This is a genomic window from Sinorhizobium numidicum, from assembly GCF_029892045.1.
Taxonomy (GTDB): Bacteria; Pseudomonadota; Alphaproteobacteria; order Rhizobiales; family Rhizobiaceae; genus Sinorhizobium; species Sinorhizobium numidicum.
Genome location: NZ_CP120368.1, coordinates 2,487,038 through 2,502,710 on the forward strand (window position 1 = coordinate 2,487,038; position 15,673 = coordinate 2,502,710).

12 protein-coding genes and 1 pseudogene are annotated in these 15,673 nt (G+C 62.7%); 1 reads left to right on the top strand and 12 read right to left on the bottom strand.

Annotation, left to right across the window (positions count from 1 at the left end; genetic code table 11):
* Nucleotides 1-225 precede the first annotated feature (225 nt).
* From lpxC to aqpZ, 6 genes are all read right to left on the bottom strand, one after another.
* Nucleotides 226-1,179 (bottom strand): UDP-3-O-acyl-N-acetylglucosamine deacetylase, encoded by a 954-nt coding sequence (gene lpxC, locus PYH37_RS23185; protein WP_280733778.1) that lies wholly within the window; start codon nucleotides 1,177-1,179, stop codon nucleotides 226-228.
* 338 nt (nucleotides 1,180-1,517) lie between these two features.
* On the bottom strand, nucleotides 1,518-3,314 hold the full coding sequence (gene ftsZ / locus PYH37_RS23190) for a cell division protein FtsZ (protein WP_280733779.1): 1,797 nt from the start codon (nucleotides 3,312-3,314) through the stop codon (nucleotides 1,518-1,520).
* A 103-nt stretch (nucleotides 3,315-3,417) separates the two neighbouring features.
* Nucleotides 3,418-4,749, bottom strand: a complete 1,332-nt coding sequence (gene ftsA / locus PYH37_RS23195; RefSeq protein WP_280733780.1) for a cell division protein FtsA — start codon at nucleotides 4,747-4,749, stop codon at nucleotides 3,418-3,420.
* The gene (gene ftsQ, locus PYH37_RS23200; RefSeq protein ID WP_280733781.1) at nucleotides 4,746-5,678 is read right to left on the bottom strand and encodes a cell division protein FtsQ; all 933 of its coding nucleotides are present in this window, start codon (nucleotides 5,676-5,678) and stop codon (nucleotides 4,746-4,748) included. The genes ftsA and ftsQ overlap by 4 nt, the downstream gene beginning before the upstream one ends.
* The gene (locus tag PYH37_RS23205; RefSeq protein ID WP_280733782.1) at nucleotides 5,666-6,592 is read right to left on the bottom strand and encodes a D-alanine--D-alanine ligase; all 927 of its coding nucleotides are present in this window, start codon (nucleotides 6,590-6,592) and stop codon (nucleotides 5,666-5,668) included. The genes ftsQ and PYH37_RS23205 overlap by 13 nt, the downstream gene beginning before the upstream one ends.
* 372 nt (nucleotides 6,593-6,964) lie before the next feature.
* On the bottom strand, nucleotides 6,965-7,699 hold the full coding sequence (gene aqpZ / locus PYH37_RS23210) for an aquaporin Z (RefSeq protein ID WP_280733783.1): 735 nt from the start codon (nucleotides 7,697-7,699) through the stop codon (nucleotides 6,965-6,967).
* A 113-nt stretch (nucleotides 7,700-7,812) separates the two neighbouring features.
* On the opposite strand from aqpZ, the pseudogene PYH37_RS23215 reads away from it, so the two are divergent.
* Nucleotides 7,813-8,186: pseudogene (locus PYH37_RS23215) on the top strand (MFS transporter); the annotation flags it as partial.
* 175 nt (nucleotides 8,187-8,361) lie between these two features.
* On the opposite strand, the gene murB reads toward PYH37_RS23215, so the two are convergent.
* The 6 genes from murB to mraY all read right to left on the bottom strand — a co-directional run bounded on the left by murB (nucleotide 8,362) and on the right by mraY (nucleotide 15,599).
* Nucleotides 8,362-9,336: a UDP-N-acetylmuramate dehydrogenase gene (gene murB, locus PYH37_RS23220; RefSeq protein ID WP_280733784.1), complete on the bottom strand. Its 975-nt coding sequence runs from the start codon at nucleotides 9,334-9,336 to the stop codon at nucleotides 8,362-8,364.
* A gap of 2 nt (nucleotides 9,337-9,338) precedes the next feature.
* Nucleotides 9,339-10,748, bottom strand: coding sequence for a UDP-N-acetylmuramate--L-alanine ligase (gene murC / locus PYH37_RS23225; protein ID WP_280733785.1), 1,410 nt, complete (start codon nucleotides 10,746-10,748; stop codon nucleotides 9,339-9,341).
* Nucleotides 10,745-11,869, bottom strand: a complete 1,125-nt coding sequence (murG, locus tag PYH37_RS23230; RefSeq protein ID WP_280733786.1) for an undecaprenyldiphospho-muramoylpentapeptide beta-N-acetylglucosaminyltransferase — start codon at nucleotides 11,867-11,869, stop codon at nucleotides 10,745-10,747. Before murG ends, murC begins: the two co-directional genes overlap by 4 nt.
* A gap of 3 nt (nucleotides 11,870-11,872) precedes the next feature.
* Nucleotides 11,873-13,027, bottom strand: a complete 1,155-nt coding sequence (ftsW, locus tag PYH37_RS23235) for a putative lipid II flippase FtsW (RefSeq protein WP_280733787.1) — start codon at nucleotides 13,025-13,027, stop codon at nucleotides 11,873-11,875.
* A gap of 72 nt (nucleotides 13,028-13,099) precedes the next feature.
* The gene (murD, locus tag PYH37_RS23240; protein ID WP_280733788.1) at nucleotides 13,100-14,491 is read right to left on the bottom strand and encodes a UDP-N-acetylmuramoyl-L-alanine--D-glutamate ligase; all 1,392 of its coding nucleotides are present in this window, start codon (nucleotides 14,489-14,491) and stop codon (nucleotides 13,100-13,102) included.
* A 7-nt stretch (nucleotides 14,492-14,498) separates the two neighbouring features.
* Nucleotides 14,499-15,599 (bottom strand): phospho-N-acetylmuramoyl-pentapeptide-transferase, encoded by a 1,101-nt coding sequence (mraY, locus tag PYH37_RS23245; protein WP_280733789.1) that lies wholly within the window; start codon nucleotides 15,597-15,599, stop codon nucleotides 14,499-14,501.
* Between the last annotated feature and the right edge of the window lie 74 nt (nucleotides 15,600-15,673).

The following is a 15,673-nucleotide window of genomic DNA, read 5'->3' on the forward strand; positions in this document are numbered from 1 at the left end:
TTTCACTCGGCGGTTTAGCATTCCGCCAGACTTGCGCGTTTTAGAGCAAGTTGCCTAAAGACCGCAACGTCATGATGAGCAATTCATGCTATTTTGTGGCGCTCCCAAGCGGGCCAAGGGAAGAGCGCAGGGTTTTCCACCCCTGTCCCGCCAAACTAGAGCCTGAACCGTCATGAAAAAGCCGGCCTTTCGGCCGGCGACTGGAGAAGACGTGAACTTTTGTTGTCATGCGGACCAGGGCGCAAAGCCCGGAGCAGCCACCGCGACCATGTCGCGAGAACGGGTGCGCTGACGCCGCGTCGCGGTTTCCACGACCTCGTAGGCGCTCGAATCGCTGAGGAGTGCCTTCAGCGCGTTGGCGTTCATCTTATGGCCGCCGCGATAGGAACGATAGCAGCCGAGGAAGGGAGCACCCGCAAGAGAGAGATCGCCCACCGCGTCGAGCGTCTTGTGGCGGACGAACTCGTCCGTGTAGCGAAGGCCTTCGACGTTGACGACGGTGTTGTCGTCCGAAATCACCACCGAGTTTTCGAGCGACGAACCGAGCGCGAAACCACTGGCCCACAGCCGCTCCACGTCGCGCATGAAGCCGAAGGTGCGCGCCCGTGACAGTTCGCGCTTGAAGACCGACGGCGTCATGTCGCCCTTCCAGGCCTGGCGACCGATCAGCGGGCAGTCGAAATCTATCTCGACTTCGAATCGCATGCCGTCATAAGGCGTGAACTCCGACCATGAGGCGCCCGATTCGATGCGCACCGGCTTCAGGATGCGAATGTAGCGGCGCTTCACCGCCAGCGCCCGGATACCGGCCTGCTCTATGGCGTCGATGAAAGGTTCGGAACTGCCGTCCATGATCGGCATTTCGGCGCCATGCACCTCGATGAGCAAATTGTCGAGACCGAGCGCATAGACCGCCGCCATCACGTGTTCGATCGTTGCGATCGCGGTCGCGGGGGAAAGTCCGAGAACGGTGCAGAGATCCGTGTTGCCAACTTGCGACGAGACGGCCTTGTACTCGGCGACCCGTCCGCCGGCGAGAACGCGCTGGAAGACGATGCCGGCGTCGGCCTCGGCCGGATGGAAGGTGATCGCCACCTCGGCACCGGAGTGAACACCAATTCCTTTGAGTGTTATCGGATTTGCAATCGTCGTCTGAAACCCGAGCAGTTCAATTCCCATTCTCGTCGTCACTTTCAATCAACACGGCCGATGGCCAAACACTTAAAGGATGCAGCGATGCTCAGGGCACAAGCCGAACACTCAAGATTCCGGGACCTATCGGCCGAAACCTCGCTCTTCGAACTAACAGCGCCCGATCGAATCGTATGCGTCCCCCAATTCCGATGCTGAAAATAAAAGTTTGGAGGCACCATTCCAAATCACTGTTCGTTTCGCTTTGTTACGCAATTGTCGTGTGCGCGATGTAAATGGCAACTCTTTGAAAGAACAGGGAAATTCAAAAAAATGCCCGGGCAAACGCCCGGGCATTCGGCAAGGTGAAGGAACGGCCCTTCAAATCAGTTCGATTGACGGCGCAGGAACGCCGGGATTTCGAGCTGATCATCTTCGTGCGAGCGCGCCTGCGGCGAGACGCGACCGTGGTCATCGAGTTGGCCCCGACGCGGAGCATAAAGGCTCGCTTCCGGCGAAAGCGGGCGGCGCTGCTGGGAAGCGGCGCTCGGTGCCGCTGCCGTCATGTCTGCAGAGACGCCGTGGTCGTCATCGTCGCGACGGGAAAGCGAATTGGTGATTCGCTTCAGGAGCCCCATCGGTCCGCGCTCTTCCTGATGGGCCGGAGCCGGGTTGGCGCGATGGTCCATCTCTGCCTTTACGACCGGCGGAAAGTCTTCGACCTTCGGCATGCGTACCGGTTCGACGTGCTGACGCGCGACCGGAGCGGGCTCCTGACGGACCTGCTGCGGCTGGACTTGTGGCTGGAATTGCGGCTGCACCTGTGCCTGTACCGGCATCTCGACCGGGCGCTGCACCGGCTGGGGCTGGCGCATTACAGGAGCGGCTTCCACCGGAGCGGCCCCGGCAAAGAGCCTGCTCTGCGGACGAAACGCCTCTTCTTGCATCGGCTGGGCGGGCGCGGCGACTTGGGCGCGGGTGGCGATGTCGAGTTCGCGTTCCATCTCCGCTTCGCGGATTGCGAGCGCGATCTGGTCTACCGTGTTCTGCTGCTGCACAGGCTGCTGCACCGGCTGGTGGACCGGCTGCTGAACAGGAGCCGGCTGCTGGTGCGAGACGGTCTGCTGCGGCTGGGCCGGGACTGCGGCGGACGGGCGGACGATCGGCTTCGGCGCTACCGGACGAAAGTCGGCGGAACGACCCGCCACCTCCGCGGCCGTACGATCGATCCCGGTCGCAACCACGGAAACGCGAATCAGGCCTTCAAGCTCTTCGTCGAAGGTGGCGCCGAGAATGATGTTCGCGTCCGGATCCACTTCCTCGCGGATGCGCGTTGCAGCTTCGTCGACCTCGAAGAGGGTGAGGTCGCGGCCGCCGGTGATCGAGATCAGCAGGCCTTGAGCGCCCTTCATCGACGTTTCGTCGAGCAGCGGGTTGGCGATCGCGGCTTCGGCGGCGGCCATCGCGCGGCCCTCGCCGGAGGCTTCGCCCGTACCCATCATGGCGCGGCCCATTTCACGCATCACCGAGCGAACGTCGGCGAAGTCGAGGTTGATGAGGCCTTCCTTGACCATGAGGTCGGTGATGCAGGCGACACCCGAATAGAGCACCTGGTCGGCCATGGCGAAGGCATCCGCGAAGGTCGTCTTGTCATTGGCGATGCGGAAGAGGTTCTGGTTCGGGATGACGATCAGGGTGTCGACCGACTTCTGCAGCTCGGTGATGCCCTGGTCGGCGAGGCGCATGCGGCGCTGGCCCTCGAAGTGGAAGGGCTTGGTGACGACGCCGACCGTCAGGATGCCCTTGTTGCGGGCTGCCTGCGCGACGATCGGGGCCGCACCGGTGCCGGTGCCGCCGCCCATGCCGGCGGTGACGAAGCACATATGCGTGCCGTTCAGGTGGTCGATGATCTCATCGATGCATTCTTCGGCCGCCGCGCGGCCGACTTCAGGCTGCGAGCCGGCGCCGAGACCTTCGGTGACGGCGACACCCATCTGGATGATCCGTTCGGCCTTGGTCATGGTCAGCGCCTGCGCATCCGTATTGGCGACGACGAAATCCACGCCCTGGAGCCCTGCGGTGATCATGTTGTTGACAGCGTTGCCGCCGCCGCCGCCGACGCCGAAGACCGTGATGCGGGGCTTCAGCTCGGTAATATCCGGCTTTTGCAAGTTGATGGTCATGCTAGCGTTCCTTCTCGTTTTCTGGCCGCCTTGCCGAGCCGGCCAAATCCTTCAAAACTCAAACACCTGTCTCGTCCGGCAACGCGAATTGCGCCGGCGAAGCTCAGAAACTTTCTTTCAGCCACTGGCCCATGCGGGCGATGCGGCTGTTTCCGCCGCCGAACGTCGAGAACACGCCGCCGTGTGTGGCATGGGTCTCGAGATCGGCGACCTGCGGATAAATCATCAGCCCGACGGCCGTGGAGAAGGCCGGGCCCTTGGCGGCGGCCGGCAGGCCGGAAACGCCGAGCGGCCGGCCGATGCGGACATTGCGCGCCAGAATTCGCCGCGCCGCTTCCGGCAACCCGGTCAACTGGCTGGCGCCACCCGTCAGTACGATCCGCTTGCCGACGATCGGGCTGAAGCCGGAGCGCTGAATACGATCGCGAATGAGCTCCAGCGTCTCTTCGATGCGGGCGCGCACGATGCGCGAGACCAGCGCACGCGGCACGTGGGTCGGCTGGTCACGATCGTCCTCGCCGATCGGCGGAACGGAAACGACGTCGCGTTCGTCGGCGCTGTTCGGGAGTGCGGAACCGTGCACCACCTTCAGGCGCTCGGCATCCTCGATGCGCGTCGAAAGCCCGCGCGCGAGATCCGTGGTGACGTGGTGGCCGCCGAGGCTGACGGCATCCGCATGAACCAGCTTGCCTTCCGCAAAGACGGAAATCGTCGTCGTGCCGCCGCCCATGTCGATCGCCGCGCAACCGAGCTCGACTTCATCGTCGACGAGCGCCGCAAGGCCGCTGGCATAGGGTGTCGCGACGATACCCTCGACCGAGAGATGGGCGCGGTTGACGCAAAGCTCGAGATTCTTGAGCGCTGCCCGCTCGGCGGTCAGCACATGCATGTCGACACCGAGCACGTCGCCGAACATCGCCAGCGGATCGCGGATACCGCGCTCGCCGTCGAGCGAAAAGCCGGTCGGCAGCGAATGGAGGATCGCCCGGTCCGAGCGCAACGACTGCTGGCCGGCAGCGGCGAGAACTTTCTTGAGATCGCTCGCATCGACCTCCTGTCCGCCGAGGTCGATCGTCGCCGTATAGACGTCGCTCTGCAGACGGCCGGCGGAGACGTTGACGATCAGACTGTCGATCGTCAGTCCCGCCATGCGTTCCGCCGCATCAACCGCAAGCCGGACGACGCTTTCGGCGGCATCGAGGTCGGCGATGACGCCGTTCTTCACGCCGCGCGACTTCTGATGGCCGATGCCGATGATTTCGATATTGTGAGTGCGGCCCGGCAGGATCTGGCTTTCGGCGCGCGGCGTGAGCCGGCCGATCATGCAGACGACCTTGGTAGAACCGATGTCGAGCACCGAGACGACATGCGACCGCTTGGACGAAAGCGGCTTCAGGCGCGGGAGGCCGAAGCTGGCGGAACCGAACAAACTCATATCCGCTTCTCCTGGGCTTTCAGCATCTTCTCCCTCGCCTTGAGCGCGACTTCCCGGCGAGCGACGGCTTCCGGTGTCAGTTGTACGGTTGTACGGTCTTCGAGCCGCAGATCGACGGCGGCGATATCGCGTTCGAGAAGCTGGTGCCGCTCTTCCATTTCGGAGAGAACCTGCATCGCCCGGGCGACATCCTTTTCCGGAAGCTTCACGACGATGCCGTTGTCGAGGCGCAGATCCCAGCGGCGGCCGGCCACGCGCACGAACGCCTTGACGCGCGAGCGGAACTCCGGCCAGCGGGAGAATTCGTCGTAGAAGCCCGCGGCCGCCGTCTCGGCGTCGCGGCCGACGAAAAGCGGCAGAGCGGCGAACTTGTTGTCCCGAAGCGGCGCGATAACGCTGCCGCTCCTCTCGATGAGCGAAAGATCCGAACCATGCTGCCAGATGCCGAAGGCCTTGCGCTCCGTCAGAGTGACCTCGATCGTGCCCGGATAGATCTTGCGCACGGTAACCGCCTGCACCCACGGCAGTTCGGCAATCAGCCGGCGCGCTTCGGCAATATCGAGCGCCACGAGCGAGGTCGTGCCGTCGAGACCAAGCTGCTGGAGAATATCGATCTCCGAGGTCTGTGCGTTGCCGGAAACCCGCACATCCTCGATCGCAAAGCCGACGGCGGTCGTCGAGGCCTGCGCGAAGTTCTGCGTGTGCCCGCCGAGGGACATGCCGTAGAGGCCGGTCGCGGCGAAGAAGGCGACAGCGGAGAGCGTTCCCGTATGCGCGGGAAAACGGACACGGCCGGTGCCGAGGCTGACCAGGAAACGAAAGCTCCTGCGCAGCGGACGCGGCAGCACGAACGTATCATCCGCCTCGGCGCCGATGCCGTCGAGCGGGTAACGAACCCTTTTGCCCCTTCTGCCCCTCAACGCAAGCACGACGCGTCCTCCACCATCCACCTTAGTAACTCGCCAAACTGAAGGCCTGCATGCTGCGCCATTTCAGGCACCAGGGAGGTCGGGGTCATGCCGGGCTGGGTGTTGATTTCCAACCAGATCAATTCGCCCTCGCCGGCCCCGCGATCATCGAAACGAAAGTCGGATCGGCTCACGCCCCGGCAGCCGATTGCCTGATGCGCCTTCAATGCGAGTGTTTGTATTTTTTGGTAAATATTTGGTGAAATCTGCGCCGGAATGACGTGGTTCGAACCACCTTTTACGTATTTCGAATCATAATCGTAGAAGGCATGCCCCTGCGGGATGATCTCGGTGACGCCGAGCGCAACGTCGCCCATGACGGCACAGGTGAGTTCGCGACCTGCGATATAACGCTCGACCATGACGCGATCGCCGTAGCGCCATTCGGTCGACGTGATCACCTGGGGCGGGTGCGACTGATCTTCCTTGACGATGACGACGCCGAAGCTCGACCCCTCGCGAACCGGCTTCACCACATAGGGCGGCTGCATCGGATGAACGTTGCCGAAGGTGCGGCGATCCATGATCAACGCATCGGCGACCGGGATACCGGCGGCTTTGGCGACGTGCTTGGCCTGCGCCTTGTCCATGGCAAGCGCGGAAGCAAGGACGCCGGAATGGGTATAGGGGATTTCGAGATACTCCAGGATGCCCTGGATCGTGCCGTCTTCACCGAAGGGACCATGGAGCGCGTTGAAGACGACATCGGGGCGCAAATCGGCCAGAACCGCGGCCACGTCGCGGCCGACATCGATGCGGGTGACCCGATAGCCTTCCGCCTCGAGAGCATCCGCGCAAGCTGTCCCGGAGGATAGGCTTACGGGCCTCTCCGAGGAAAATCCGCCCATCAGGACAGCAACATGCTTGCCGCTCATTCAAACCCCCAAACAATACGCCACTATTGCCAAGCTTGCTTGCGTCTGGCTGATTCCGACAGCCGAGTCGCGGGCAGCCGAATAGGGGCCACTACAACAACATCATGGTTAACGAACCGTTTACTTTGGTTAACTCTTATCGCAAAAGCGCGAGCTTTCCGCCCGCGGAGAATCAGCCAAAGGCAAGGATTTCGTCGCTGAATCAGCGCTTTGTATGACCGTTAAGGGAAATCTGGACAGCAAGATGAAAAACGAAGACCCCGCCTGAAAACAGGCGGGGCCGCCGAGACTGCCGCCCGATCGCTCCTCGGAGTGGCTGGAGCATCCCGCTTTCAAGCGGAACCGCTGGAAGCGGACAAGATGCTCTAGAATCTAGAGTGCTAGAGCGTCCTTTGTGCGTTCACTTGAACGCACGGCGCTCAAGTCGTCCTCTCCGACGATCTTCCAGACGACGCCGGCGATCGCCGCGCCGATGATCGGGGCAACCCAGAAGAGCCAGAGCTGGGAAAGCGCCCAGTCACCCACGAACAGCGCCTGCCCGGTCGAGCGCGCCGGATTGACAGAGGTATTGGTGACCGGGATGGAAACGAGGTGGATCAGCGTGAGCGCCAGGCCGATGGCGATCGGCGCAAAGCCTGAAGGCACCCGGCTATGCGTCGATCCGAGAATGATGAACAGGAAGAAGAATGTCATGACGATTTCGGTGACGAGCGCCGCCGTGAGCGAATAACCGCCCGGCGAATGCTCACCGTAGCCATTCGCGGCAAAGCCTCCAAGCTGGAAATCCGCCTTGCCGCTGGCGATCACATAGAGCACGGCTGCCGCAACGATCGCCCCCATAACCTGCGCTATGACGTAGCCGACCAGCCTGAACGCCGGGAATTTGCCGGCGGCGGCAAGGCCTACCGAGACCGCCGGATTGAAATGCCCGCCGGAAATTCCTCCGACCGCATAAGCCATCGTCAGGACCGTGAGACCGAATGCAAAGGAAACACCCAGCAGGCCGATGCCGACCTGGGGAAACGCCGCGGCAAGCACGGCGCTGCCGCAACCGCCGAAGACAAGCCAGAACGTACCGAGAAATTCCGCAGAAAGCTTCTTGAACATGAATTCGCTCCCAGAATCGAAGCCGATCGCTTCAATTGCCGAGAGTTCGCCACAATTTGATTCCGGTCAAGCCGGTTGTCTACATCTTGCCGGCGCGCGTAATGCGGGAGAAAATCCCGGTCTCCGGCATTCTCTCCCATCGTTTCGGCCGGCGTCTCGTGCTGGTGCTGGCGACGATCGCGATCGGCGTTTTCGGCCTCGTTATGGCGCCGCTGCTGACGAGCGGTCTTGGCGGCGCCTTGGCCTTCTCGATCATGGGCCTCGGTCTGATGGGATTGACCTATGGGCCGATCGGCGCGGCACTCGCCGCCCCTTCCCGACGGCGGTGCGCTATACCGGTGCCTCGATGACCTTCAACATCGCCGGCGCATCACTGGCGCCCTATATCGCCACCTGGCTGGGCCATGTCGGCTACTAGCTGCTCGCGGCGCCGCTGATCACGCCTGCCTGCCTGCTGCTCGCAAAGGAGGAAGAAGTCTCCGGCTGAGAGCGGAAACCATACTCATGAAGAAAGGGCCGCGATGTTTCCCGTCGCGGCCCTTTCTTTCGTGGTCCTCCTGCATGATTCCTCAAATCGGAACCGATTTAAGGACAAAACCACGCAGCAGTTCAAAGTGCTACAGCGGCCGTTGCGCGCCTGAAAAGATGCACGGCGCTGCTGGTCAAGCGATGCCGTAACCGAGGAATTCCTTTATCTCGTAGCCCGGCATGAACTTGCCGACACGCTTGATCTCCCATTCGAGCTTCACGCCGGAATGTTCCAGCACGCGGTGGCGCACCGTCTCACCGAGATATTCAAGCTCGTAGCCGGTCGCCTGGCCGGTGTTGATCATGAAGTTGCAGTGGAGCGGCGACATCTGCGCATTGCCGATCATCATGCCGCGGCAACCGGCTTCGTCGATCAGCTTCCAGGCCGAATGGCCGTCCGGGTTCTTGAAGGTCGAGCCGCCCGTCTTTTCGCGGATCGGCTGCACGGTCTCGCGATGCTGGCGCACGGCGTCCATGTCGGTACGGATCTTGTTCTTGTCCTCCGGATAGCCCTCGAAGATCGCATGCGTGAAGATCAGGTCCTTGGCCGCCGCCGAATGACGATAGGCATAGCCCATGTCGGCATTGCTGAGCACATGCTTCTTGCCCTTGCGATCGACCGCATGGACTTCGACGACGCGCTCGCGCGTTTCGGCTCCATTGGCGCCGGCATTCATCCGGAGCGCGCCGCCGATCGAGCCCGGGATGCCGTAATAGAAGTAGAAGCCGCCGATACCGTGATCGAGCGCCATGGCGGCGATATTCTTGTCCGGGCAGATGGCGCCCGCCTTGATACGGTTCTCGCCGGCGATCTCGAGATCGCCGAAGCCCTTTGCCGAAAGCCGGATCACGACGCCCGGTATGCCGCCATCGCGCACCAGCAGGTTGGAACCGACGCCGATCACCATGACCGGCACCTCCTGCGGCACGAGCTTCAGGAAGGTGATGAGATCATCCGTGTCGTGCGGCTGGAACATGAGCTCGGCGAGTCCGCCAGCACGAAACCAGGTCACGCGATCCATCGGGGCATCCGGCGTGATGCGTCCGCGGACTGCGCTGACGCCGCTTCCGAGCGCCTCGATAAGTTTCTGACCGTTGACCTGTTTCATGCTCAAATTCCTGATATATCCGCGAGTTCCTTGGGCAAGGCCGCGGCCCAATAGGTGATGCTGCCAGCCCCCAAGAGAACCACAAAATCGCCCGGCTGCGCAATCTTCGAGACGATCGGCGCGAGCGCTTCCTGTCCGGCGACATGACGAGCGTCTCGATGGCCGGCTGCCTTGATGCGGTTGACGAGCACTTCGGAATTGACGCCGTCGATCGCGTCCTCGCCGGCAGCATAGACCGGGGCGATGAGGATAGTATCGGCATCGTTGAAACAGGCGGAGAAATCTTCGAACAGGCTCGACAGGCGCGAATAGCGGTGCGGCTGGTGAACCGCGATGATGCGCCCCTGGCAGGCCTCGCGTGCCGCCCTCAAGACCGCCTTGATCTCCACCGGATGATGGCCGTAGTCGTCGAAAATGCGCGTGCCCTGCCACTCGCCGGTGAGCGTGAAGCGGCGCTTCACGCCGCCGAACGAGGCGAGCCCCCTTGCGATCGCTTCCGGCTTGATGCCGAGACGCTGGGCGACCGCAACGGCGGCCGTGGCATTGGAGACGTTATGGCGGCCCGGCATCGGCAGACGCAGGTCCTTCATCTCGATCACCTGTCCGGTGCGGCGGCGGCGGATCACAATATCGAAAATCGAGGTGGCGCCATCCATCCGGATATTATGATAACGCACGTCCGCTTGCGGGTTCTCGCCGTAGGTGATGACCTTGCGATCCTCGATTTTGCTGACCATCGTCTGCACTTCGGGATGATCGAGGCAGAGCACGCCGAAGCCATAGAAGGGCACGTTCTCGACGAACTGCCGGAACGCCGCGCGCACGGCGTCGAAATTGCCGTAGTGATCGAGATGCTCGGGGTCGATGTTGGTGACGACGGCGATGTCGGCCGGCAGTTTCAGGAAGGTGCCGTCGGATTCGTCCGCTTCGACCACCATCCATTCGCCGGCGCCCATGCGCGCATTGGTGCCATAGGCGTTGATGATGCCGCCGTTGATGACGGTCGGATCGAGGCCGCCCGCATCGAGCAGCGCCGCGATCATCGAGGTCGTCGTCGTCTTGCCGTGGGTGCCGCCGATCGCGATCGCATTGCGGAAGCGCATCAGTTCGGCGAGCATTTCGGCACGGCGCACGACGGGGAGAAACTTCTCGCGTGCGGCGATGAGCTCCGGATTGTCGTTCTTGATCGCGGTCGAGACGACCACTACCTCGGCATCGCCGAGATTTTCCGCCTTGTGGCCGACAGAGATCTCGATGCCTTTGTCGCGCAGGCGCTGCACGTTGGCGCTCTCGGACTGATCCGAGCCTTGTACCCGATGGCCGAGATTGTGCAGCACCTCTGCAATGCCGCTCATGCCAATGCCGCCGATGCCAATGAAATGTACGAGCCCGATCGTCTTCGGCATTTTCATGAGCGTGTTTCCTTGAATTTCTCGACTGTCGAGCCGCTGGCAATAGCCTCTACCAGGGATGCAAGCAAGCGCGCGGCGTCCGGTTTGCCGGTTTGCCGGGCGTTCGCCGCCATCTGCGCCAGCGCCTCCGGGTTGTTCATGGCGTCGGAAAGGATGCCGGCGAGCCTCTCGGCGCTGAGTTCCGCCTGAGCGATCACCCTTGCACCGCCCTTTGCAGCAAGTGCTGCGGCATTGGCCGCCTGATCGTGGTCGAGCGCATAGGGATACGGCACGAGGATTGCTGGACGGCCGATCGCCGAGATTTCGGAAACGGTCGACGCGCCGGAACGGCAGATCACGAGTTGTGCCGTCGCAATCCGCGCGGCCATGTCGTTGAAGAAGGGAGAAACCTCGGCTGGCACACCGAGTTTCTCATAAGCTGCGATCACGCCTTCCCTGTCTTCGGGCCGCGCCTGCTGCGTCACCTTCAGCCGCTGGCGCGCGGCATCGTCGAGCCGGCAGATCGCCTGCGGCACCGTCTTCGAGAAATATTGCGCGCCTTGGCTGCCGCCGAAGACGACGAGATGGAACGGCGCGTCCCCTCCGGACGACGCGTAGGGCGCGCCGGCCGATTTAAGCACCACGGGGCGCACCGGGTTCCCGGTCATCACGGTTTTCGCAGCAAAGGCTCCGGTGCCTTCGGGAAGAAAGCCGCCCGCAACCGCCTGCACCCGCGAGGCAAGCATCTTGTTGGCCCGCCCCATGACGGCATTCTGCTCATGAATGAGCGAGGGGACGCCGACGCCCGTTGCGGCCAAGAGGGGCGGCACGGTCGGATAGCCGCCAAAACCGATGACGGCCCTGGGCCTGAGACGTGTGATCAGCCGCCGCGCAGCCCGCAAGCCCGTCCAGAGTTTCCAGACCGATCGCGCCAGTTTGATCGGGTTCTTCGAACCGATCGTCGCCGATGGCACGACATGCACCTCGTCCGCCGGAAACTTGCCGGCGTAACGCTCGGCGCGGCTGTCGGTGACCAGATGCACCGAGTAGCCGGAAGCTTTGAGCTCATGGGCCAGCGCTTCGGCGGGAAAGAGATGGCCGCCGGTGCCTCCGGCGGCGAGAAGAATGATGCCTTTGTCCATGTCTTACTCCGCCGGCACGCCGATGCCGGATCGAAAGAGGCTGCGCTCCACGGCGCGTTTTTCCGGCCGGTGCCGGGTCAAGGCCAAAACGAAGCCGGCCGTCACGCAGATCGCCACCATGGACGAACCGCCATAGGAAATCAGCGGCAGGGTCATGCCCTTGGCCGGAAGCAGTTCGAGGTTCACGCCGATGTTGATCATCGACTGAATGCCGATCTGCAGAACCAGCCCCGCGACGGCGAAGCGGTTGAAATCGTTGCGCTCGCGGAAGGCATGATTGAGGCCGCGCATCACCAGGAAGGCGAAGATCACCACGATGACCATGCAGAAGATAATGCCGAATTCTTCCGCGGCAACCGAGAAGACGAAGTCGGTATGACTATCGGGAATGATGCGTTTGACCACGCCCTCGCCCGGCCCGCGACCGAGCCAGTCACCGCGGATGATGGCGTCGCGCGCCGTGTCCACCTGAAACGTGTCGCCCTCGCCTGTCAGGAACCGGTCGATACGGCCAGCGACGTGCGGCAGCATGGTGTAGGCAACGAAGAAGCCGCCCGCCGCTGCTCCTGCGAGCACGATGATCCAGAGCCAGGGCATGCCGGCCATGAAAAACATGCCGCCCCAGACCGCAGCGGTCAGGATCGTCTGGCCGAGGTCGGGTTGGGCGACGAGCAGGGCGCCGACAATACCGAAGAGGAGGATGGAGAGGAGGTTGCCTGGAATTTCCGGCTGCTTCGCGTGCTCGGCAAAAAGCCAGGCGCAGACGACAACAAAGGCCGGCTTCATGAATTCGGAAGGCTGGATGGAGATGCCAGCAATCGAAATCCAGCGCAGCGAACCCTTCACCTCCTGACCGATGAAGAGCACGAGAACCATCATTCCGAGCGACAGGCCAAGCATGATGATCGCCGCGCGCCTCACCTGCCGCGGTGAGAGGAAGGAAATGCCGACCATCACTGCGAGCGAGGGAAGCAGGAAGAGCGCATGGCGTTTGACGAAGTGAAAGCTGTCCAGGCCAAGCCGCTCGGCAACCGGCGGACTTGCGGCGAAGGAGAGCATGAAGCCGACGCCCATCAAGAGGATGAAGGTCGCCAGAAACAACCTGTCTATCGTCCAGAACCAGTCGGCCACGGGGCCACGTTCGGCTCGGCTCACCATCTCTGTCTGTCCCCTTTCCCGGCGCGCAACGCGCCAACGTCCATATCCCGGCCCGGCTGCGCAAGCGCGCCGTCAGATGAGCATGGTCACGCCTTCGATCGCCGCCACGTGGCCGACGAAGGCATCTCCGCGCACCTCGAAATTCTTGTACTGGTCGAAGCTTGCGCAAGCCGGGGAAAGCATCACAGCCGAGGGGCCCTGCTCATCCCGTGCCGCATCTGCCGCAGCGTGCGCAACCGCCTTGTCCAAAGTGCCCGAAATCTCGTAGGGAACCGTCTCGCCGAGCGTCGCCGCAAATGCGGGCGCCGCCTCCCCGATGAGGTAGGCCTTGACGACCCGCGGGAAGAACGGCGTCAGCGAGGTGATGCCGCCTTCCTTCGGCAGGCCACCGGCGATCCAATAGATCCGCTCGTAGCTCGAAAGCGCAGGCGCCGCCGCATCCGCATTGGTTGCCTTGCTGTCATTGACGAAGACGACCTCGCCCTTTGTTGCGACCGGCTGCATCCGATGCTTGAGACCCGGGAAGCTCCGAAGGCCGCTGACGATAGCCTTCTCTTCGACGCCGACGGCAAGGCAAGCCGCAACGGCCGCGGCGGCGTTCTGTGCGTTGTGCCCGCCGCGCAGCGTCTGGATGCCGGCAAGATCGGCAAAAAGCGCAGACGTGCCACCTTCAGCACGCATCAGCCGTGAACCTTCCGCGTAAAGCCCGTCGGCAAGCGCATGGCGGCGCGAGATGCGCACGACCTTGGCTCCGGCTCGCTCCACCCGGTCGGCGATCAGGCTCGAAAAACTGTCGTCGACGCCGACGACGGCCGTGCCGCTTCCCGCCACAAGCCGCTCCTTGATGTCGGCATAGTGCTGAATGGTGCCGTGCCGGTCCAGATGATCGGGGGTCAGGTTCAGCAGAATACCGGCTGTCGGATTGAGCGTCGGCGCGAGATCGATCTGATAGGACGAGCATTCGACGACGTAGAAACGTCCCGCTTTCGGCGGATCGAGCGTCAGCACCGCGGTGCCAATATTGCCGCCAAGCTGCGTGTCCCGCCCACTCTCCTTCAGAATATGGGCGATCAGCGCCGTCGTCGTCGATTTCCCGTTGGTGCCGGTGATCGCGATGAAGGGGCAGTCCGGCGCATGCGCCCGCCGCTCGCGGACGAAAAGCTCGACATCGCCGATGACCTCGACGCCCGCCTTGCGGGCGAGATCGACGCTCCAATGCGGCTTCGGATGTGTCAGCGGCACCCCGGGCGAGAGCACGAAGGCGGCGAAGGAGTGCCAATCGACGTGGCGCAAATCGCTCGTCAGGAGTCCCGCCGCGGCTGCCTTGGCGACGCTATCGGGATTGTCGTCCCAGACCGTGACCTCCGCGCCGCCGGCGACCAGCGCCTCGGCGGTCGCGAGACCGGAGCCGCCCAGTCCGAAAAGTGCGACCTTCCTGCCCTTGAATGTGGTGACCGGGATCATCTTTCGCTCACCTGAGCTTGAGGGTCGAAAGGCCGACCATGGCGAGAATGACGGCGATGATCCAGAAGCGGATCACCACCTGGCTTTCCGTCCAGCCCTTCTTCTCGAAATGATGATGGATCGGCGCCATCAGGAAGACCCGGCGGCCGGTGCGCTTGAACCAGAAGACCTGGATGATCACGGACAGGGTCTCGATGACGAAGAGGCCGCCGATGATGATCATGACGATCTCGTGCTTGGTTGCGACCGCGACCGTGCCGATCAGGCCGCCAAGCGCCAGCGAGCCGGTGTCGCCCATGAAAATTGCGGCTGGCGGCGCGTTGAACCAGAGGAAGCCAAGACCGGCGCCGATGACCGCGCCGAGGATGACCGCGAGTTCGCCGGTTCCCGGTACGAAATGGATCTGCAGGTAGTTGGCGAAGACGGCGTTACCGGCGAGATAGGCGATGAGGCCGAAGGCCGCCGAGGCGATCATCACCGGTACGATGGCGAGACCGTCGAGGCCGTCGGTCAGGTTCACGGCATTGCCCGCGCCGACGATGACAAAACCGCCGAAGAGCATGAAGAAATAGCCGAGATTGAGCATCAGGTCCTTGAAGAAGGGGAAGGTCACCGACGAGCCGAAGGTGGAGCCGGCGGTGCCGGCCGAAAGCGCTGCCCGCATCATGAAGAAGACGGCAATGGCGGCGATCACGAATTCGATGCCGAGCCGCGCCTTGCCGGAAAAGCCCTTGTCCGATTGCTTGGTGACCTTGAGGTAGTCGTCATAAAAGCCGATCGCGCCGAAACCAAGCGTTACCAGCAGTGTCGAGACGACATAGACGCTCGAAAGATCGGCCCACAGCAGCGACGAGCCGACGATGCCGGCAAGAATCATCAAACCGCCCATCGTCGGTGTGCCGGCCTTTTTGAAGTGGGTCTGCGGTCCGTCGGCCCGGATCGGCTGGCCCTTTCCCTGGCGGATGCGGAGCGACGCGATCATCGCCGGGCCGAACAGGAAGACGATGAGGGCGGAAGTGAAGAGAGCTGCACCCGTGCGGAAGGTGATGTAGCGAAAAAGATTGAAGAATTGAAAGTGGTCCGCCAGTTCCACGAGCCAGATGAGCATAAGGGACCTTTCCCCACAGGTTAGAATCGGACATTGTCCAACAGAATCATCTGATAGACGATACCCGCTTGCGT

What these genes read in the sequence shown, in the direction of transcription:
- lpxC (WP_280733778.1), bottom strand. Translation starts at nt 1,179, where the DNA reads ATGGGAATTGAACTGCTCGGGTTTCAGACGACGATTGCAAATCCGATA.
- ftsZ (WP_280733779.1), bottom strand. Translation starts at nt 3,314, where the DNA reads ATGACCATCAACTTGCAAAAGCCGGATATTACCGAGCTGAAGCCCCGC.
- ftsA (WP_280733780.1), bottom strand. Translation starts at nt 4,749, where the DNA reads ATGAGTTTGTTCGGTTCCGCCAGCTTCGGCCTCCCGCGCCTGAAGCCG.
- PYH37_RS23205 (WP_280733782.1), bottom strand. Translation starts at nt 6,592, where the DNA reads ATGAGCGGCAAGCATGTTGCTGTCCTGATGGGCGGATTTTCCTCGGAG.
- aqpZ (WP_280733783.1), bottom strand. Translation starts at nt 7,699, where the DNA reads ATGTTCAAGAAGCTTTCTGCGGAATTTCTCGGTACGTTCTGGCTTGTC.
- murB (WP_280733784.1), bottom strand. Translation starts at nt 9,336, where the DNA reads ATGAAACAGGTCAACGGTCAGAAACTTATCGAGGCGCTCGGAAGCGGC.
- murC (WP_280733785.1), bottom strand. Translation starts at nt 10,748, where the DNA reads ATGAAAATGCCGAAGACGATCGGGCTCGTACATTTCATTGGCATCGGC.
- murG (WP_280733786.1), bottom strand. Translation starts at nt 11,869, where the DNA reads ATGGACAAAGGCATCATTCTTCTCGCCGCCGGAGGCACCGGCGGCCAT.
- ftsW (WP_280733787.1), bottom strand. Translation starts at nt 13,027, where the DNA reads ATGGTGAGCCGAGCCGAACGTGGCCCCGTGGCCGACTGGTTCTGGACG.
- murD (WP_280733788.1), bottom strand. Translation starts at nt 14,491, where the DNA reads ATGATCCCGGTCACCACATTCAAGGGCAGGAAGGTCGCACTTTTCGGA.
- mraY (WP_280733789.1), bottom strand. Translation starts at nt 15,599, where the DNA reads ATGCTCATCTGGCTCGTGGAACTGGCGGACCACTTTCAATTCTTCAAT.